At 65.6% G+C, this 18,759-nt stretch carries 17 protein-coding genes; 9 read left to right on the top strand and 8 right to left on the bottom strand.

Annotation, left to right across the window (positions count from 1 at the left end):
• Position 1: 1 nt before the first annotated feature.
• The gene (locus tag EWU68_RS08940; protein WP_129315788.1) at positions 2 to 1,357 is read right to left on the bottom strand and encodes an alpha/beta hydrolase family protein; all 1,356 of its coding nucleotides are present in this window, start codon (positions 1,355 to 1,357) and stop codon (positions 2 to 4) included.
• Between the two features lie 106 nt (positions 1,358 to 1,463).
• Here EWU68_RS08940 and EWU68_RS08945 point away from each other — a divergent pair, with 106 nt between their 5' ends.
• The 7 genes from EWU68_RS08945 (at position 1,464) to EWU68_RS08975 (ending at position 7,826) form a co-directional block, all read left to right on the top strand.
• Positions 1,464 to 1,958, top strand: coding sequence for a hypothetical protein (locus tag EWU68_RS08945; protein WP_129315789.1), 495 nt, complete (start codon positions 1,464 to 1,466; stop codon positions 1,956 to 1,958).
• A complete protein-coding gene (gene msrB / locus EWU68_RS08950) occupies positions 1,945 to 2,421 on the top strand; it encodes a peptide-methionine (R)-S-oxide reductase MsrB (RefSeq protein ID WP_129315790.1) in 477 nt (158 codons plus the stop codon). The genes EWU68_RS08945 and msrB overlap by 14 nt, the downstream gene beginning before the upstream one ends.
• Positions 2,422 to 2,501: 80 nt before the next feature.
• Entirely contained in the window at positions 2,502 to 3,086 is a 585-nt protein-coding gene (locus EWU68_RS08955; RefSeq protein WP_129315791.1) for a DUF3000 domain-containing protein, read from the top strand.
• 128 nt (positions 3,087 to 3,214) lie between these two features.
• Complete coding sequence (locus EWU68_RS08960) at positions 3,215 to 4,588, top strand: HRDC domain-containing protein (RefSeq protein ID WP_129315792.1); 1,374 nt, start codon at positions 3,215 to 3,217, stop codon at positions 4,586 to 4,588.
• A gap of 57 nt (positions 4,589 to 4,645) precedes the next feature.
• The gene (locus EWU68_RS08965) at positions 4,646 to 6,784 is read left to right on the top strand and encodes a 3-hydroxyacyl-CoA dehydrogenase NAD-binding domain-containing protein (protein ID WP_129315793.1); all 2,139 of its coding nucleotides are present in this window, start codon (positions 4,646 to 4,648) and stop codon (positions 6,782 to 6,784) included.
• Positions 6,785 to 6,879: 95 nt separating this feature from the next.
• Positions 6,880 to 7,359, top strand: a complete 480-nt coding sequence (locus EWU68_RS08970) for a Rieske (2Fe-2S) protein (RefSeq protein WP_129315794.1) — start codon at positions 6,880 to 6,882, stop codon at positions 7,357 to 7,359.
• A gap of 116 nt (positions 7,360 to 7,475) precedes the next feature.
• Positions 7,476 to 7,826 carry a DUF488 domain-containing protein gene (locus EWU68_RS08975; RefSeq protein WP_129315795.1) on the top strand — a complete coding sequence of 117 codons (351 nt, stop codon included), beginning with the start codon at positions 7,476 to 7,478 and terminating at the stop codon, positions 7,824 to 7,826.
• A 227-nt stretch (positions 7,827 to 8,053) separates the two neighbouring features.
• On the opposite strand, the gene acnA is transcribed toward EWU68_RS08975, so the two are convergent.
• The 3 genes from acnA to EWU68_RS08990 all read right to left on the bottom strand — a co-directional run bounded on the left by acnA (position 8,054) and on the right by EWU68_RS08990 (position 14,493).
• Complete coding sequence (gene acnA, locus EWU68_RS08980; protein WP_129315796.1) at positions 8,054 to 10,858, bottom strand: aconitate hydratase AcnA; 2,805 nt, start codon at positions 10,856 to 10,858, stop codon at positions 8,054 to 8,056.
• Between the two features lie 216 nt (positions 10,859 to 11,074).
• Positions 11,075 to 12,538, bottom strand: a complete 1,464-nt coding sequence (locus EWU68_RS08985) for a class I SAM-dependent RNA methyltransferase (protein WP_129315797.1) — start codon at positions 12,536 to 12,538, stop codon at positions 11,075 to 11,077.
• Positions 12,535 to 14,493 carry an APC family permease gene (locus EWU68_RS08990; protein WP_162421386.1) on the bottom strand — a complete coding sequence of 653 codons (1,959 nt, stop codon included), beginning with the start codon at positions 14,491 to 14,493 and terminating at the stop codon, positions 12,535 to 12,537. Before EWU68_RS08990 ends, EWU68_RS08985 begins: the two co-directional genes overlap by 4 nt.
• A gap of 122 nt (positions 14,494 to 14,615) precedes the next feature.
• On the opposite strand from EWU68_RS08990, the gene EWU68_RS08995 reads away from it, so the two are divergent.
• A complete protein-coding gene (locus tag EWU68_RS08995) occupies positions 14,616 to 15,419 on the top strand; it encodes a potassium channel family protein (RefSeq protein WP_129315799.1) in 804 nt (267 codons plus the stop codon).
• A gap of 1 nt (position 15,420) precedes the next feature.
• Positions 15,421 to 16,167 (top strand): potassium channel family protein, encoded by a 747-nt coding sequence (locus tag EWU68_RS09000; RefSeq protein ID WP_129315800.1) that lies wholly within the window; start codon positions 15,421 to 15,423, stop codon positions 16,165 to 16,167.
• 34 nt (positions 16,168 to 16,201) lie between these two features.
• Here the strand turns inward: EWU68_RS09000 and EWU68_RS09005 are convergent, their stop codons facing one another.
• The 4 genes from EWU68_RS09005 to dut are packed head-to-tail and all read right to left on the bottom strand — an operon-like array spanning position 16,202 to position 18,694.
• Positions 16,202 to 16,939 (bottom strand): DUF3159 domain-containing protein, encoded by a 738-nt coding sequence (locus EWU68_RS09005; RefSeq protein WP_129315801.1) that lies wholly within the window; start codon positions 16,937 to 16,939, stop codon positions 16,202 to 16,204.
• A 21-nt stretch (positions 16,940 to 16,960) separates the two neighbouring features.
• Complete coding sequence (locus EWU68_RS09010; protein ID WP_129315802.1) at positions 16,961 to 17,395, bottom strand: hypothetical protein; 435 nt, start codon at positions 17,393 to 17,395, stop codon at positions 16,961 to 16,963.
• Entirely contained in the window at positions 17,388 to 18,227 is an 840-nt protein-coding gene (locus tag EWU68_RS09015; RefSeq protein ID WP_156265376.1) for a DUF3710 domain-containing protein, read from the bottom strand. Before EWU68_RS09015 ends, EWU68_RS09010 begins: the two co-directional genes overlap by 8 nt.
• Positions 18,228 to 18,238: 11 nt before the next feature.
• Positions 18,239 to 18,694 carry a dUTP diphosphatase gene (dut, locus tag EWU68_RS09020; RefSeq protein ID WP_129315804.1) on the bottom strand — a complete coding sequence of 152 codons (456 nt, stop codon included), beginning with the start codon at positions 18,692 to 18,694 and terminating at the stop codon, positions 18,239 to 18,241.
• Positions 18,695 to 18,759: the final 65 nt, after the last annotated feature.

Below are 18,759 nucleotides of genomic sequence, written 5' to 3' on the forward strand. Positions count from 1 at the left end.
GTCAGTAGTCCACCTGGCGCCGCGACATCTCGACCGGTGATTGGCCTTCCTCCGGCTCGACGGCGGGGTTGTCGTCGGACAGATGGTCCGGAAGCCACTCGGTGACCACGGCGGTCCAGCGCTCGGGGTCCACGTTCCATTCCTTGGTGTGTCGGGCCTTGGCGAAGGGGACCATGGTCACGAACTCATTGCGCGCGGCAAGTTTCGCTGAAGCAGATGAGGGCACGAACTCGTCATCCGTCGAATGGATGATGAGGGTCGGCGTCATGAGCTCGTCGCTCCTGGAGAGCCAGTCGAGGTCGGACAGCACGATGGGAGAACGCAGTCCCGTCATCATGGCCGCGCGGGGTTCGGACAACAGGTCGGCAACCAGTTGGCCGGCGCGAAGGGGCAAACGTTGCATCTTCGAGTGATATCGGATCAGTTCGAACCAGTCGACCACGGGCCCATCCAGCACCATGGCTCGGATCAAGTGTTGGAAGGCCGATTTGTCCGCCGTTTGCAGCGCGATCGCACCTCCCATGGACCAACCGAACAGGACGACGTCGTCCGCTCCGTGATCCAGCGCGTACCGGATCGCGACGTCGATGTCCTGCCATTCGGTGAAGCCCAATCCGTACCGTCCGTCTTCCGACGGCGGGGCGTCCCTGTCGTTCCGGTAGGAGACGTGGATGCTGGGCATGCCCAGCGTCTGGGTCGCGGCGAGCGATCGAAGAGTCTCCTGCCGGGCCGCTCCTCGCCCATGGATCATCACGGCCCACGTTCGACACGTCGAGGACTCCGGGGCCGGAACCACCCAGGCCGGCGCCTCACCGACGGGCAGCTCCAGGACCACGTCCGTGAAGTCGAACCCCGCATCGGCCGGCGTGTCATAGACCGCCCCGGACCAGCGGCACCGCTTCGCCACGGTGAGATCTCCCTGCCGGACCTCAAGAACTCTCCGGGTCACCGTCTCGAGCCGCGGGGAATAGGAAACCACGTCCCCGATCAGAGCCCTCCCCCGCCCGGCGTCGAAAAAGAGCATGTATCGACCCGGAACCAACGTTTCGGCGTCCGCCGGAAGACTGACCGTGGCAGGGATCTGCCCTTCGACGGGCTCGGGCGTCTCGTACCCCACGCCGAGAATCCGCATCGTCTCGTTGCCCGGCTTCGGCGGTGTCACGATCGTCCGCGCGTAGAACCCCGCGGCGGCGGCCACCGTGCCGACGGCGAGGCCCGCGGCCCCGGCTCCAGCGACCATCCCGGTGCGCAGTCCGGAGAGCCATGGCCTGACCGCGGCCATTCGCCCCGCACCGGAGTGGTCCCCCGGCCCCAAAGCCTTCGTGGTCGATGCTTTCCGAAAGTCGATCCAAGACACGTTCGATTACCGACCTTTCCCCGGTGTTCCCGGACACCATCATCCTTGGGGTTCAGCCGCAGAACAACTGATGATTCGGTCGTGTCCTGACGAGTAGTATCGGGACATGAGCAATTTGCTGGTGGTGACCGAGGCAATTCTCGGCGAGACCGAGATCGAGAACATCAATATCGTGAGGTCCGGAGAGGATCCCGATGCCCGTGACGATATTCGCGTCATCGTCCCCACGGAGATGAACAAGCGCCTCTGGTTGGAATTTCTGGACCAGCTCGCGTTGTTGGACTTTGAGGAAGCATTTCGTGTGGTCTCGCACGCCGAGAAAGGACCCGCGACGTTGCGAGCGGATGCCGAGAAGATCCTCGAAGGATCCCTGCAGACGCTCAGTGACGCGGGTCTTCCGGGCCGGGGCAGGGTCGTCGAAGGCGAGCCGCTCCGTGCCATGCGGGAAGAGGTTGACGACGGTATCGACCAGGTACTCATCATCACAGAGCCGCATCCGGTCGAGGACACGCTGAATATCCATTGGTCCAATACAGCGGAAAAGACCCTGGGGGTGCCGGTACTGCACCTGTACTGGGGCACAGGACATGTCGATGACTAACAATCCATTCAAGCGCTCGGCGCTCCACACCGATGCCGCGACCGAGGACGGCGGCGCAGGCACCTCTGCCGCGAACCGGTCCGAAGTCGAGTGGCGGGAAATCCTCTCCCCCGAGGAATACTCCGTGCTGCGCGAAGCGGGCACAGAACGGCCCTTCAGCGGCGAATACTGGGACGAGTTCTCCTCCGGGACCTACTCGTGCCGGGCCTGCGGAGCCGAATTGTTCACAGCGGACACGAAATTCGATGCACGGTGCGGTTGGCCCTCCTTCTTCGCTCCCCTGGCCGAGGACCGGGTTCGTTACATCAAGGACTCGAGCCTCGGTATGGAGCGCATTGAGGTCCAGTGCGCCCAGTGCCATTCGCACCTCGGCCACGTCTTCGAGGGCGAGGGACTCGGCACACCGACCGACCTGCGCTATTGCATGAACTCGGTCTCCCTGGCATTCACCCCGGAGAACTGAGTACGTAACCTGGACGGAAGAGTGGGCCCGACCGGCGCGCCTTGCTCAACGGTTCTTGCCACCACCGTAGCCTGACATACGTGACGGCTAGTCAGGACCAGAAAAGCGCACCCAGCCAGTTCAGGGAGGCCCTGAGCTCGTTGCGTCGTGCCCGTTTCCAGCCCGAGTTATCGCTTTCCAGCATCGACGCTCCGACGCATCTGGCGCCCTACGGCGTCGGTTTGGGGGCCGACGTCGTCGACCCATCCAATGAGGAGCGGCAACTGGCCCTGGGTCGGTTCATGCTGCTCTATGATCCGCGGTTCCCCGAAACGTGGGGTGGGGACTTTCGCGTTGTGAGTTACATCCGCGCGAGCATCGAGCCCGACGTCGCGGCCGAGCAGATGCTCGCGTCCGTCGCCTGGGACTGGCTCATCGAGGCCCTCGAGCGCAAGGGCGCGAGCCACAAGCGGGCGGGCGGAACCGCGACGCGCGCCTTCTCACAGGGGTTCGGAATCCTCGCCGAAGACAACGAGCGCATCGAGATCGAATTGCGGGCATCATGGACGCCGAAGGGCCCGGACATGCAGCAGCATCTCGAGGCCTGGGCCGACATGGTCTGCACCTATGCGGGGTTGCCCCCGCTGCCGACCGACGTCGCCCGGTTCCCCGGCCGAGGCAGGTAGGCACCGCTTCCCCACGTCGGCAACCCAGTAGACTGTGACAACGTGCCACCAGGTGCCCCTGACCCAGCGGGAAACAATCGACCCGCTCCCCCGAGACGAAGAATGGATTTCCGACCCGTGATTGCGCCATGACAGAGACTTCGGCGAACAACCACGACGATGGACGGTTTCGCAGCGGGGAAGGACTCAGCGCGAACGAGTTGGAGGACCAAGCGGTCGAGTCGGACGGGCTCGTGGCGGCCGATCTCGGACTCGCCTCCGACCTGGTGATCCCTCCCATCAAGCCCCTGAACGCGCCCGCCGGCGGTGTCCCGCCCGTGACCGATACCTCCGCCGGGCTCGCCCGGGTCGCAGAGATGCTGCATTCCCACACGGGACCGGTGGCCATCGACACCGAGCGAGCTTCCGGGATCCGTTACGGCCAGCGCCCTTTCCTGGTTCAGATCAAGCGAGGCAACTCCCCCATCGCGCTCATTGACCCGGAGGCCTTCGGAGACCTGAGCGTCATCAACGAGGCCCTCCGGGGCTCGGAGTGGATCATCCACGCCTGTACCCAGGATCTGCCGAGCCTGCGCATGGTCGGCATGAACCCGGATTCCCTGTTCGACACGGAACTCGCCGGCCGCCTCGCGGGGCTCGACCGTGTGAGCCTGGGCGCGATGACCGAGGAACTGCTCGGGTACTCGCTGGCCAAGGAACATTCCGCGGCCGACTGGTCGACCAGGCCGCTGCCGGAGCCTTGGCTCGTCTACGCCGCCCTCGACGTCGAACTCCTGGCCGATCTCCGCGAGGCCGTCATCGACCTCCTGCATGCCCAGGGCAAAATGGAGTGGGCCCGGGAAGAGTTCGAGGCCATCTGCCAAGCGCCCGAACCCGAGCCCAAGCCGGATCCCTGGCGGAAAACCAAGGGGATTCGGCAGGTCCGGTCGGTCAAACAGCTCACGGCCCTGCGTAATCTCTGGTACGAGCGCGACCGGGTGGCGCAGCGCAAGGATCTTGCACCCAAGAAGCTGTTGCCCGATTCCGCGCTGATCGGTGCCGCGAAGACCATGCCCCGGTCCGTGCCCGAGCTCCAGAAGATTCCCGGGTTCCACTCGAAACACATGCGGCGTGAGTCGGTGCGCTGGGTCCGAGCGATCCGCGACGCCGCCTCCGGACAGGACGAGGTGCCGTTCACGGTGCCCAGCGATTCTCCCCCACCGGTCAAGGCGTGGACTTCCAAACGCCCGGAAGCGGCCGAGGTCCTGAGAGACGCGAAGGACGCCGTGGCCGACCTGGCGGAATCGCACGAAGTTCCCCAGGAGAACCTCCTCACCCCGGAGCATCTCCGGCGCCTGGCCTGGGAGCATCCTGTGGCATCGCCCGAGGAGATCGCCGACCACTTGACGGAGTACGGGGCTCGGGCATGGCAGGTTGGCCTGGTCACCCCGGTTCTGACACCGGTGTTCTCCGAAGCAGCACGCAATCCGACGACTTCTTCCGGTACTCGGAGTATCGAGTAGATTGCGGACGGCGGTCTCGGTAACGTGGTGCAAAACACGTTCGTTGAGAGGAACACCATGTCCGAAACCCGCCCCGATTACTCGCCGTTGACCGAACGGTGCCCCGACGAAGTGGTCACCCAGGTCTCGCAGGAGATCCTCGAGCTTGACCAGGGCACCAGAATCGCGGTTCTGACCCTGCACAACGACGCCGACCGTCGTCCGGAAACTTTGGGGCCGCGGTCCATCCAGGCGTTGCTCGACGCCGTCGAGGGGGCCCGAAAGCTCGCCGAGAACGGCGACGTCGACGGCATCATGCTCGAAGGCACCGCCCCGACCTTCGCCGCCGGCCTCGATCTGACCCTCGTCAGCACGCTGGCCGAGGATCCGGAGACTCCGTTGGAGCTGGTCGGACGCATGGGGCACGATTTCGTCGAATCCATCCGTGCCCTGCCCGTTCCGACCTGCGCCCGGGTGAACGGGACGGCCCTCGGCGGAGGACTCGAACTCGCGCTGTCGGCCGACTACCGCGTGGGTCATCCGGGGACCAAGAACATCGGGCTCCCCGAAATCCGTCTGGGTCTGATCCCCGGCTGGACCGGAATCTTCGCCCTTCCGCGCCTCATCGGCCCGGAGAACGCCGCGCGCGTCATCTTCCAGAATCCGCTGAACAACGGAAAGATGCTCACGTCTGCCCAGGCGAACGAGATCGGTATTCTGGACGCGCTCACCAGCAGCGACGTGAAGTCCGACGACGCGCAGACCGAGGCCGTCGAATGGTTCGGGAGGGTGCTCCGCGGTGAGATCCGCCCCGAACGTCCGCAGGAATCCGATCAGGAATCCCCGCTCTGGTCCTCGGACGGTCAGGACGGCGGTGAGCTGCGCACCCGGTTCGAGGAGGTCGCCGACGCGACCGACACCCTCATTCGACGCAAGACGTCGGGTGCCAGCGAAGCGTGCTGGGTAGCGCTGGATATCTTCCGCAAGGGCCCGCTCGAGAGCAGGGCCGAGTCCCGCACGCGGCAACTCGATGTGCTCGAGGGCCTGGCCCGCGGGGACCAGTTCTCCTCCAGCGTGTACTCGATGCTCGAACTCGTGCAGCGGCGCTCGAAGCATCCCTCCATGGTCCCGCCCGAAGTGACCCCGGCGGAGATCGAGAAGGTCGGCGTCGTCGGTGCCGGCCTGATGGCTTCCCAGCTGGCCCTGCTGTTCCTGACCCGTCTTCAGGTCCCGGTGCTGATCAGCGACGTCGAACAGTCCCGCGTCGACAAGGGCCTCGATTGGATCTCCAAGGAACTCGACAAGAACGTCTCCAAGGGCCGACTCACCCAGGAGCAGGCGGAACAGCTCGGCACACTCGTTTCGGGGACCACCGACACGTCGGAATACGCCGACTGCGACTTCGTGATCGAGGCCGTCTTCGAGGAAACCAAGGTCAAGCAGGAGGTCTTCGCGGACCTGGAGAAATCCGTCAAGCCTGACTGCATCCTGGCCACCAACACTTCCTCGCTCCTGGTCAGCGAGATGATCGAGCACCTGGAGCATCCGGAGCGCGTGGTCGGGTTCCATTTCTTCAACCCTGTGGCCGTGCTTCCCCTGGTCGAGATCGTTCGCACCGACTCCACCACGGACGCCGCGATCGCGACCGCATTCGCGCTGGCCAAGAAGCTCGGCAAGATCGCGGTGGGCGCCCGCGATTCCTCGGGTTTCATCGTCAACAGGATCCTGGGCGTCGTCCTCTCCGAAGCGGGCAAGGCTCTCGACGACGGTGCCCCGGCCGAACGCGTGGTCGAGGCCTATCAGCCCTTGGGCTTCCCGATGGATTCGTTTGCGCTCATCGACCTGGTTGGTCTTCCGATCGGTGTTCACCTGCTCGAGTCGCTCAACACCTACCAAGGCGATCGCTTCCACGTCTCGGAGAACTTCAAGAGACTCAACGACTCGAAGATCTCCCCCATCTCCAACCAGAAGGGCGGGTTGAGTCCGGAGGCCCAGGAGCTCATTTCCGCGTCCGGCGAGGGCAGCACGGTCGAGGAGATCCGGACGGACGTCGAGAATGCGCTGGCGTCCGAGATTTCTCGTATGCTGGATGAGGGCGTGGTCCCGGACCGTCAGGACATCGACCTCGCCATGATTCTCGGTGCCGGGTGGCCCTTCTTCAACGGCGGCATCACCCGTTACCTGGATCGTGTGGGGGCCTTCGAACGCATTCGCTGAGCCGATCACGCCCGGCCGTTGCGAGACGGCCGGGCGTCGTCGTGCGGGCCGCGCCTGCCCGATCCACGATTCGACTCACTCACGAGGTCCTTCCTATGAGCCACCAGTCCCACAGCACCCACGAATCCGCGTCGTCATCGACCGCTCGCCGCGGCACGGATGGCCCCACGCGGCGTCGCACTCTCGCCGGGTTCGGCCTGCTGGCCGGTTCGTCGGTTGCAGTGAGTGCGTGCGGGTCGGGCGGTGACTCGTCGTCGGACACGTCCGACATCGATCCGAACAATCCGGTCGACATTGCGGCGGCCTCCGACGTCCCCGAAGGCGGCGCGATCAAGGTCTCCTCCGACGGCGTGACGGCCGTCGTCGCCCAGCCCTCCCCGGGCCAGTACAAGGCCTACAGCTCGTCATGCACCCACCAAGGGTGCTCGGTCACTGTGCAGGACACGACCATCACCTGCCCGTGCCACTCCTCCACGTTCTCCATCCAGGATGGTTCCGTACAAGGTGGGCCGGCACCCAAACCGTTGCCCCAGTACAAAGTCACGGTCGACGGCGGTCGGATCACGTTGAGCTGACAGGAGGCGGGGCCCGACGTCGGGAGCGCCCCGGATGCCCACAGGCGCAGATGTGCACCACGCCGCCACGTCGCGGCCCTGTTCTCGGTCTTGCGCCCGGGTGTATACCTGGAAGCATGAACGTCGTCGTCAAGCGCATCTACGAAGAGGCTGGCCACAACGACGGGACCCGTGTTCTGGTCGACCGCATCTGGCCCCGCGGGGTCCGCAAGGCCGAGGCGGATCTCGACGCGTGGAACAAGGACGTCGCGCCATCCACGGAATTGCGTCGATGGTACGGGCACGATCCCGAGAAATTCGACGAATTCGCGCGACGATACCGCGAGGAGCTCGACTCCGATGCGGGGCGTGAGGCCATCAAAACACTTCGCGACACGGTCACAGGAAAGCGCCTCACCCTCCTGACCGCTGCCAAGGACGCCGACCACAGCCAGGCCGCCGTCCTCGCGGATCTCCTGTCCGGCTGACCCGGGGATCACTCCCGCCAGCACCGCCTGGTCAGAACCGGACGGTCCCCGTGCCGGTCGAGGCCGTCGCGCCGGGCTGACGCCGTCGGGCCGCCCGGGCTGTCAGTCCACAAGACCTCCGTCGCTCAGTACAAAAAACCTCCGGCATGGCGGCGGGTACGGAAACCCACCACCATGCCGGAGGTCATTCCGGCAGTCCAGAGGCTCAGGGCCTCTGGGTTCTGCTCCTAGTTGTTGCGCACCAGGTTCCGCAGAACGTACTGGAGAATTCCGCCATTGCGGAAGTACTCCCGCTCACCTGGGGTGTCGATGCGGACGTCGGCGTCGAACTCGGTCGTCGTGCCGTCCTCCGCGGTCGCAGTCACGTGGACCGTCTTGGGCGTCTTGCCCTCGTTGATCTCCGTGACCCCCGTGATGGTGAAGGACTCGGTGCCGTCGAGACCCAACGACGCATGCGACTCGCCCTCAGGGAACTGCAACGGCAGAACGCCCATACCGATCAGGTTCGAGCGGTGAATACGCTCGAAGGACTCGGCGATCACGGCCTTGACGCCCAGCAAACGGGTGCCCTTGGCCGCCCAGTCACGCGAGGAACCGGTTCCGTACTCCTTGCCACCCAGGACCACCAGCGGGGTGCCCTCGGCGGCGTAGTTCTGCGCGGCGTCGTACACCGTGTTCTGCTCGCCGCCCTGGGTGAAGTCGCGAGTGAACCCGCCCTCGACGCCGTCCAGCAGCTCATTCTTGATGCGGATGTTCGCGAACGTACCGCGGATCATGACCTCGTGGTTACCACGGCGGGAACCGTAGGAGTTGAAGTCCTTGCGCTCCACGCCGTTGTCGATGAGGTACTTGCCCGCCGGTGTGTCCGACTTGAAGGAACCGGCCGGCGAGATGTGGTCGGTCGTGACCGAATCGCCCAGCTTGAGCAGAACCCGAGCGTTCTCGACGTCCTCGACCGGGTCCGGATCCATGGTCATGCCCTCGAAGTACGGTGGCTTGCGGACGTAGGTCGAAGCCTCGTCCCACTCGAAGGTGTCACCGGTCGGGGTGTCCAGGTTCTTCCAGCGCTCGTCGCCGTCGAAAATGGTTCCGTACTCATTGCTGTACTGATCGGTCGAGACCGAGTCATCAATGATCTGCTGAACCTCGGTCGGGTCCGGCCAGATGTCCTTGAGGTAGACCGGGTTGCCGTCAGCGTCCTCGCCCAAGGCGTCGTTCTCGAAGTCGAAGTCCATGGACCCCGCCAACGAGTACGCAATGACCAGCGGGGGCGATGCCAAGTAGTTCATCTTGACGTCGGGGTTGATGCGTCCCTCGAAGTTGCGGTTGCCGGAGAGGACCGACGTGACCGAGAGGTCGTTGTCGCTGACCGCCTTGGAGACCTCGTCCTCGAGCGGACCCGAGTTACCGATGCAGGTGGTGCAACCGTAGCCGACGATGTAGAAACCGACCTTCTCGAGCTCCGGCAGCAAACCGGCCTTCTCGTAGTAGTCGGTCACGACCTTCGACCCCGGAGCGATCGACGTCTTGACCCAGGGCTTCGCCTTGAGGCCCTTGGAAGCGGCGTTGCGTGCCAGCACACCGGCGGCCATCATGACCGACGGGTTCGAGGTGTTGGTGCACGAGGTGATCGACGCGATGGCGACGGCGCCGTGGTCGAGCTCGAATTCGCGGCCATCCGGCATGTCCACGTCGATCGGGTTGGACTGACGACCCTTCGCCGACGCTGCGGCCGAGACGCGGCGCGGGCGCTGCTCCTCGGTGGCCTGCGGCGATGCATCCGCTGCGGGGGCATCGGAGGCCGGGAAGGACTCGTCCCCCGCCTCGGGCTCCTTCTGGCCCACGTAGTTGTTCAGGTCCGAACGGAACTGGTCCTTCGCGCTGGTCAGCTCGATGCGGTCCTGGGGACGCTTCGGGCCGGCGATCGAGGGAACCACGGTCGAGAGATCCAGCTCGAGGTATTCCGAGTAGGAGGCCTCGTTGCTGGGATCGTGCCACAGGCCCTGTTCCTTGGTGTACTTCTCGACCAGGGCCACCTGGTCCTCGCTGCGGCCGGTCAGGCGCAGGTAGTCCAGGGTGACGTCGTCGATCGGGAAGATCGCCGCGGTCGAACCGAACTCGGGGCTCATATTGCCGATCGTCGCGCGGTTGGCGAGCGGGACCTCGGTGACGCCCTCGCCGTAGAATTCCACGAACTTGCCGACGACGCCCTGCTCACGGAGCATCTGGGTGATCGTCAGCACGACGTCGGTCGCGGTCGAACCGGCCGGGATCTTGCCGGTCAGCTTGAATCCGACGACCTTCGGGATCAGCATCGACACGGGCTGGCCGAGCATCGCGGCCTCGGCCTCGATGCCGCCCACGCCCCAACCGAGCACGCCCAGGCCGTTGACCATGGTCGTGTGGGAGTCCGTACCGACCAGGGTGTCCGGGTATGCGCGGAGGACGCCGTCGACCTCGCGGGACATGACCGTACGAGCCAGGTATTCGATGTTGACTTGGTGCACGATGCCCATGCCCGGAGGAACGACCTTGAAGTCCTCGAATGCGGTCTGTCCCCAGCGAAGGAACTGGTAGCGCTCACCGTTGCGCTCGTACTCGATGTCCATGTTCCGCTCGATGGCGTCCTTGTTGCCGAACGAGTCGATCTGGACCGAGTGGTCGATCACGAGCTCGGCGGGTGCCAGCGGGTTGATCTTGGTGGGGTCGCCGCCCAGCGACTTGACGGCCTCGCGCATGGTTGCGAGGTCCACCACGCAAGGAACGCCGGTGAAGTCCTGCATGATCACGCGGGCCGGGGTGAACTGGATCTCCGTGTCGGGTTCCGCGGTGGGATCCCAATTGGCCAGGGCCTTGATGTGCTCGTCGGTGATGTTCGCGCCGTCTTCGGTGCGCAGCAGGTTCTCGAGCAGAACCTTGAGGCTGAACGGCAGCTTTTCGGCGCCTTCGACCTTGCTGAGTCGGAAAATTTCGTATTCGGTTCCGTTGACGTCCAACGCGCCCTTGGACCCGAAGCTGTCCACAGTGCTCATTGCTTGGGACTCCTCTCGCCACTGTCATTTCCAGGCGTAGTTCAGGTCCCCAGGTGAGTCCTAGCGGTGACGCGCTCTTCCCGAGCGCCGTTGTTAGGTGTGATGCAAACCTTTGGAGACACAGTGACACTAAGCCTTCAGTTCTGCAGTCTACCTTCTGGGCTCGGAGGTGTTCTCATGTGACGACACCTTTTGCGCTGGACGAACCTCGTCCCGTCAGCCCTTTTCGAAGACCACGATCGTCTCCACGTGATGGGTGTCCGGGTACATGTCGACCCCGCGAAGCCACGTCGGTTCCCACCCGTGGTCACGGAGAAAACCTGCGTCACGCCCCAGGGCTGCGGGATCGCACGCGACGTACACGATGCGCGAGGGTTCCGCGCCCGCAATCGCCTCGACGACCCGGCGGCCGGCTCCCTGGCGCGGCGGATCGAGCACGACGACGTCCGGGCTGCCCTGGGGCACGTCGGCCCGGGGGCCACCCCTGCGCGACCTGGCGTGATGTGGTCCCCCGTTGCCCGCGGCCCACCGCCGCAGCGCCTGCTCGACGCCCGATCGTGTGACGACAACCTCAGTATCGCGAGCGCCACTCGTGCGCGCTCGCCCTTCCGGGGAGAAGTTGTGCGCGGCGTCGTCCGCGGTCACGGGCGATCCTTCGACCGTCCAGACCGTGCCCCGTTCGCCGACGCGATCGGCCAAACCGGCGGCGAGCAGCCCCGCGCCACCGTAGAGATCCCATGCCGTCTGGCCGGGCTCGAGCCCGCTGGCCTCGGCTACCGTATTCATCAGCCAGTCGGGGGCCTTCGCGTGGTTCTGCCAGAACCCGCCGGCACCGACTCGGAACATCAGCTTCTCGCCGCCGGGAGCCGTGACGGCCTCGTGGACCTCGGATGTCCCGCGCACGAGTTGGGGCTCCGGTTTCTCGCCTCGCTGCCTTCCCGACACGGGAGCGGGCACGATGACTGCCGAAACCTCCTGGCCGGCCGGGAGACACGTGGCCAGCTCGACGTCGACGTCGTCGACGATTTCCTCCGGAATGATCCCCTCGGCGGCGGTGAGGACCACGAGCGCGGGGTCGCTCGACGATGGTGCTGCGACGTCGACCCGCTGGATGTTGCGCCACTCCCCTTCCCACAGGTGCAGGGCGTTGATCGCCTCGACCGCGAACGGAAGCTCCTGGACGGGGAGGACGTCGGCCCCGTGGTAGGGGTGCATGCCGAGCCGACCGGTATCGTCGACGGCCCAGTGCACGCGGGTGCGCCACCCACCGTCCGGTGTCCGGTCCAAGGCATCGACGACCAGTCCACGGAGGAGGTCCGATTCCGGGTCCATGCGACCCAACCGGGTGAGTTGCTCCGCGATGACCTGTTTCTTCAGCCGGGTCTGCGTATCCGGAAGAATGTGGCCGTAATCGGCCCCGCCCACGGGCTGTGGGGTGAGCAGCGCGTCGGCCTCGGGCCACGGGTGAGTCCGCCTGGACGGTGAGGGCTCGAGAACCTCGATCACGTGTGCGTGAGCGAACCGATTGCCCTTGCCCATCGAGTCGATGTGCACCCGGAGGCGCTCCCCCGGGACGGCATCGCGGACGAAAACGACCTGTCCCTCGTGGCGTCCGACGCACGCCCCACCATGGGCGATCGTGTCCGTCACGATCTCGAATTCGTCTCCTGGTTCGATCACGATAGTTTCTCCTCGTCCTCGTGTCCCAGGCGCCACGGAACCATCGCCGTGACGACCCCGGGTTCTCTTCTCAACGCCGCCGCAATCTTGCTTCCCGAACGGTGGTGCAAGAACTTGTCCCACCAGTGTTCCAGAACGTACTCGGGTACGTAGACGATCACGACGTCGCGCGGTGACGCCTTCCGGACCTCGCGGACGTGCTCGACGACCGGAGTGACCGGGTCGCGGAAGGGCGAGGCGAGGATCGTCAGGGGGACGGGGACCTCGTACTTGTCCCACAGTTGCCGGATCTTCCGTGTCTCCGCCTCGTCCACGTTGAGCACGAGCCCTTCGATCGTCGACGGGCGGGTGGCCCGGGCGTAGGCCAGCGCCCTGAGCGCGGGCTTCCGCAGTCGTGGCACGACGACCATCGCGTGGACCCGCGAGGGAAGGGCCTTGAGCGGGTTCTTCTGCTTCACGGCAAGCTCCTGGTCGATGGTGGTGTAGTGCTTCTTGATGGCCAGAGTTGCCAGGGTGAGGAACCCGACAACCAGTACCGTGACCCAGGCTCCTTGCGCCAATTTGGTCACCAGAACGACGACGGTCGCGAGAACCGTGGCCACCAGGCCGATCATGGTCACGACCTGGTCCCGCAGGAGACGACGTCGCGGCAGCCTCGCGAGAACCACTCGAATTTCCTGGTGCCTGCTCAGGAACACGGCCGCCTGGGTCAGAGACATCGAGAACAGGACGCCGACCACATACAGCTGGATCAGATCGTTGACGTCCGCTCGGAAAGCGAGGACCACCACCACGGTGGCGGCTCCCAGAACGAGCTCACCGTTGGCGTACAGCGACCGGTTGCTCCTGGCCCGGAAGTGCACCGGCAGGTAGCCCTTCTCGGCCATGGTCGAGGCCAGAATCGGGAAACCCGCGTAGGCTGCGGCCGGAGCCAGCAGGAGGAACAGCACCGTGCTGGCCAGGAAGACGCCGAGCAGGATGTTGTGTCCCGTGACGGCTTGGGCGACCTGCGCCAGCACGGGCATCTGTGGGTAGTCCTCGGCCATCGCGTGACCATTGATCACCAGTTGCGAGGAATCGAGCGTCACGACGGCGCCGCTCGCGTCCGCGAGGTAGAGGATGCCCACCAGGGCGACGGCGGTCGAAAGCCCCATCGCCACGAGGCTGTATGCCGCGTTGCGGGCCTTCGGTGCCCGGAAGAACCGGACCGAATTGCTGACTGACTCGACACCGGTCAGGGTCACGGCGCCCGATGAGAAGGACCGTGCCACCAGGAGGAGCAGCCCAAAACCGGTGAGGGAATTCGATTCGGCCGTTTCGGGCCTGACGTGGAACCCGGCGCTGGGAGCCGCGTCCAGGGCACCGAACCAGGACTCGATGATCCCGATACCCAAGACCGCCACGAGGCAGAGCACGAAGAGCAGTGCCGGGAGGAGGGCAATCCGCCCCATGAAGTGCAGTCCCCGAACGTAGATCAGGGTCAGAGCGACGACCAGGAGCACGGCCACGACAACCCGGTGTCCCGCTAGAACCGGGATCAGAGTGGTCACGTAGGACGACGCCGAAGAGACGGACACCGCGACGGTCAGGACGAAGTCGAAGAGCAGGCTGGCCCCGGCCGCCGCGCCCGTCCTCGGGCCGAGGCGGTCGCTGACCACGTGATAGTCGCCGCCCGACGCGGCGACGTCGCGAATGTTGTAGCGATAGGTGCCGATCACCAGCAGAAGAGTCACCGCCACGCCCACGCCGACCCACGGGGACATGACGAGTCCCGCCGACCCCGCAAGGGCCAGCACCATCATGATCTCGTCGGGCGCGTAGGCGATCGCGGAGAAACCGTCGGCCCCGAAGATCGGCAGTGCCGCGCGTTTGGGCAACGTCAGGCCACGGATCTGCTCCGTCTCCTTGGGCGCCCCGAGGAGGGCCCGCCGAGTGCGCGTTGGTAGTGATTGCACAATGCCATACGCTACCCCACCGCGACCTGACGGAAGCGGGTGCATTACCCTGGTGAGGAGAACGACTGGGTCGAGAAGCGAACGCTTTCCCAGCCCCCGCGACCTTCAGGAGCCAATGCACCGTGCCTCACTTCGTGATTATGGGCGCCGGACGAGTCGGAGTCATGCTCGCCCACTCCCTCGAGGCCGCGGGACACACCGTGGCCGTGATTGATCAGGACGAACGCGCGTTCCGAAGGCTCCGGAAGGATTTCGACGGCAAGAAGGTCAAGGGCGTCGGTTTCGACCGGGAGACGCTCAAGCGGGCCGATATCGAGCACGCGTACGCTTTCGCGGCCGTGTCGAACGGGGACAATTCGAATATCCTCGCCTCCCGTGTGGCACGGGAGACCTTCAAGGTCGCCCACGTGGTCGCCCGCATCAACGACCCGAATCGGGCGGAGTTCTTCCAACGCCTCGGGATCCCCACGGTCGCGGCCGTCCGTTGGAGCACCGACCAGGTTCTGCGCCGAATCCTGCCCGAGCAGTCCATGACCGGTGACTACCGCGAGGCCTCGGGCCGCCTGGTTCTTGCCGAATTGCAATTGCACGAGGACTGGACCGGCCATTCCCTCACCGATATCGAGGAGGCGGCGGACGTCCGCATCGCGTTCATCACCCGTTTCGGCGAGGGCATGCTTCCCGGCCCGGACACCAGCTTCCAGCAGGGCGACGTCGTGCACGCGATGATCCGTACCCAGGAAATGAACGCCGTGGCACGGGTGCTGTCCTCCCCGCCGGGAGACCTCGAGGACGAACCCTTCGAACCGCGCCTCAGCCAGCGGTCCTGGGGCAAGCCGGCGTCCACCGTCGAGCGAACCGAAGAAGCGATCCGCCGCGACGACTCCCCCGAGTCCGGGTTGCAGCGCGGCGAAGAGGAGGAGTGACGTGCAGGTTCTCATCGTGGGCGCGGGTTCCGTGGGATCGTCCATTGCTTTCGAGCTACTGGGCCACGGCCATCGAGTGACGATTCTCGACGAAAAGCCGGAGGCCATCGGCCGCTCCGATCTCCGGGGTGCCACCTGGTTGATCGGTGACGCGTGCGAGCTGTCCGTGCTGCGCCAGGCGGAACCCGAAACGGCCGACGTGATCGTGGCCGCGACCGGCGACGACAAGACCAACCTGGTCGTCTCGCTCCTGGCCCGTTCCGAATTCGGTGTGCCTCGAACCGTGGGGCGGGTCAACAACCCGAAGAACGAGTGGCTCTTCGACGACGCGTGGGGCGTCGACGTCGCCGTGTCGACGCCGCGGCTCATGACAGCGTTGGTCGAGGAAGCCGTGGAGGTCGGAGACGTCGTGCGTCTGCTGGACCTCCAGGCGGGCGGGGCGACGCTCATCGAATACACCGTACCCACCGATCACGCATTCATCGGCTCGACCGTCGAGTCCGTCGAGTGGCCGGCCGAGACCACGCTCGTGGCGATTCTCCGCGACGGGATCCCCGTGACCCCCACGGGCGACGACGTCCTGGAAGGCGAGGACGAACTCTTCCTGATCACCACGCCCGCCGGAGAACAGGACCTGCGTTCCCTGTTCAACGCGGAGCAGGCTCAGGAGGAACCCGTCGAGCAGGACCAAGATCTCGTTGCCGAAGAGCCCGGTCTGGACGAGACGGCCCACGGCCAGGAACTATAATGGCACCCTCACGCCGTCGGCGAGCGGCGTACGGCTAGGCCGGTTCTTCGCTCCGCGCCACGGATTCCTTGGTCCTGGTCATCATCCACGTGAGCCAGAGGCAGAACGCGTAGAGCGGGATGCCCATGACCAGTCGTGTGATCCCCAGTGCGGGAAGATTCTCGGCGAAGAAGAGCGGCAACTGCACGGCCAGGCGCAGCGCGAACATCGCGGCCAGAACCCCGGTTGCCAGCTGGTAGACCCGCATCCGCTCCCGACGCTTGCGCCATCCCGTGTCCTCGCCGCGGAGCATTCCGTAGACGACGCCGAGCAGGGGCCACCGGACGAGCATCGACAGGGCCAGGCCCACGGCGTACGCGCCGTTGGTCCAGAACCCGACGACGTAGTAGTCGATCGGCTTGCCTCCGGCGTGTGCGAAGAACGCGCAGATCAGCACGCCCACGGCCCCGGAAAAGGCCTGGATCTTCTGTCCGCCGGTGATGAACCGGATGATCGACAGGACCACGGCCAGACCGATCGCGATCGCCAGGGAAAGGCCCAGCGAGGACGTGATCACGAAGCTGACCAGATACGCGATCGAGGGCAGGACCGCCTCGAGCAGACCGCGGAGTCCGCCGATCGCGTGCATGACATCGATCTGCCCGTGCTCGTCCCGCCTGAAGGCACCGGATTTGCCGTACGCGGCAGCCATCTGCTGCCCGAAGGACGGCGAGCCGCCGGGTCGCTCGGAGTCGTCCGGTCGGCGTGAAGACTCGCCGTTGTTGTTCTGCATGTGGTGATGCTCTCCGCTCTTCTACAGTTCTTGGTGGCGGGACACGATTTCGTACCGAGGATTGTAGATGACTGGCGCCCCCGAGACGGAGGCCAGCAGGCCGGAGCACCGCAATCGTGTGCCCGCGCCGATCCCGGGAACCGTGCGCTGGCCGTGCCACACGAGTCGGACGTGCGTCCCGGGGCCGAGTGGGGCGTCGTCGTCATCCAGGTGCGGCATGTCCATCGCGATGGCCGACGTCGGTGCGGTCACCGAGCCGCGCGGCAAGCGTCCGCGCACGTCCGAGGAGACGGCCCGGTAGCTCGCGGTAATATCCACCTCGGCCTCGTACCTGGGCAGTTCGTTCCGCGGACGGATGCGAACTTCGCTGACGCGCCCTTCCACGAGAACCCGGATCCTGGCCGGCTCCCGGCCGTCGCGGTCCGCGGGCCGGTGGACCGAGGGCGATTCAGCCAATCTGGGTGATCTCCGGGCCTCGTTCCGGCACCTCGTTGCCCGGTTTCGCCGGGGTTTCTGCGGCCTGGTCGCGCGGGACGGCGTTGTCGGGAATCCGGAGCGGCAGGAGATCCCGGGGCGCCATGGGGTTGTTCCCCCGGACCACGACCAGGCTGCGGAAGACACGCTCCATGTCCCGAGCGGCGCTGCGCTTGACCGCGGCGTCGCCGGAGAACACTCCGCGCAGGAACCAGCGGGGCCCGTCGACGCCCACGAATCGGGCCACGCGGTAGCCGCGGTCCCCATTGGGCAACGACGCGGGCAGTTTCGCGATGACCTGTCGACCGAGTGTGCCGTCCAGGATGTCGACGACGCCGTTCTGGTCACGAACGGACTTCGCGAGTTCGGTCCGGATCTCCGACCAGAGGCCCCGACTCTTGGGCGCAGCGAACGGTTGGACCTGCAGAATCGCCCCGTCCTTCTGGAATGTCACGGAAACGACGGACTGGTTCTTCTGATCCACGTCGATGCGCATGCTCACGGACTCCTCCGGCTTGATGCGCAACCCACCGAGATCGATGTAGGTCTCGTCGGTTTCGATCTCGGACACGTCGAACGGACCGGTCACCGATCGTGAAGTCTCTTCGGTGTTGCCCTCTTCGGCCGCCGCTGCGGCGGCCTCCGCCTGATCAATGTCCTTGTCGGCCTTGGCATTGATCAAGTCACGGTCGGGGCGTTTCTCGTCCTCGACAGCCGGCGCGGGCGCCTGCTCGGTCGTGGCCTCGCCGACGTCCTCGGACGACTTGTCCTCGGAGGCTTCGGTGTTCTGTTTCTTCTTTCCGAATCCCAGCACGATTGTCCTTTCTAAAGGCTTCCTGTCGAGCCGAACCCCGCGGTTCCCCGCTCGGAGCTCGGCAACTCTTCCACGACCTCGAAGGCCGCGTGCTCGTACTTCTGGATCACGAGTTGCGCGATCCGGTCGCCACGATGGATGTCATAGGGCTCATTCTGGTCCGTGTTGAGCAAAGTCACCATCAGTTCGCCGCGGTAGCCCGAATCGACGGTGCCGGGAGCGTTCACGATCGTAATGCCTGACTTCGCGGCAAGCCCTGATCGCGGGTGGACCAGTCCCACGTATCCGTCGGGCAGAGCTATCGCCACCCCGGTCCGCACCAGGGCCCTCTCGCCGGGCCGCAAGGACAGATCCTCCCGGGACCTCAGGTCGGCTCCGGCGTCGCCGTCCTGGGCATACGAGGGAGCCGGCAGCTCCGGGTCCAGCAGCGTGATCTTGACGTCAACGGTCGGCAGCATGCTCGTCATTCCTGGGTCGGTGGCAGTTGTTCGGCGTGCGGCGGCCGCCCGTGCCGGACGCAAGTCCGTATCGG

Origin of the sequence: Rothia koreensis (genome assembly GCF_004136575.1) — a bacterium.
Taxonomy (GTDB): domain Bacteria; phylum Actinomycetota; class Actinomycetes; order Actinomycetales; family Micrococcaceae; genus Rothia; species Rothia koreensis.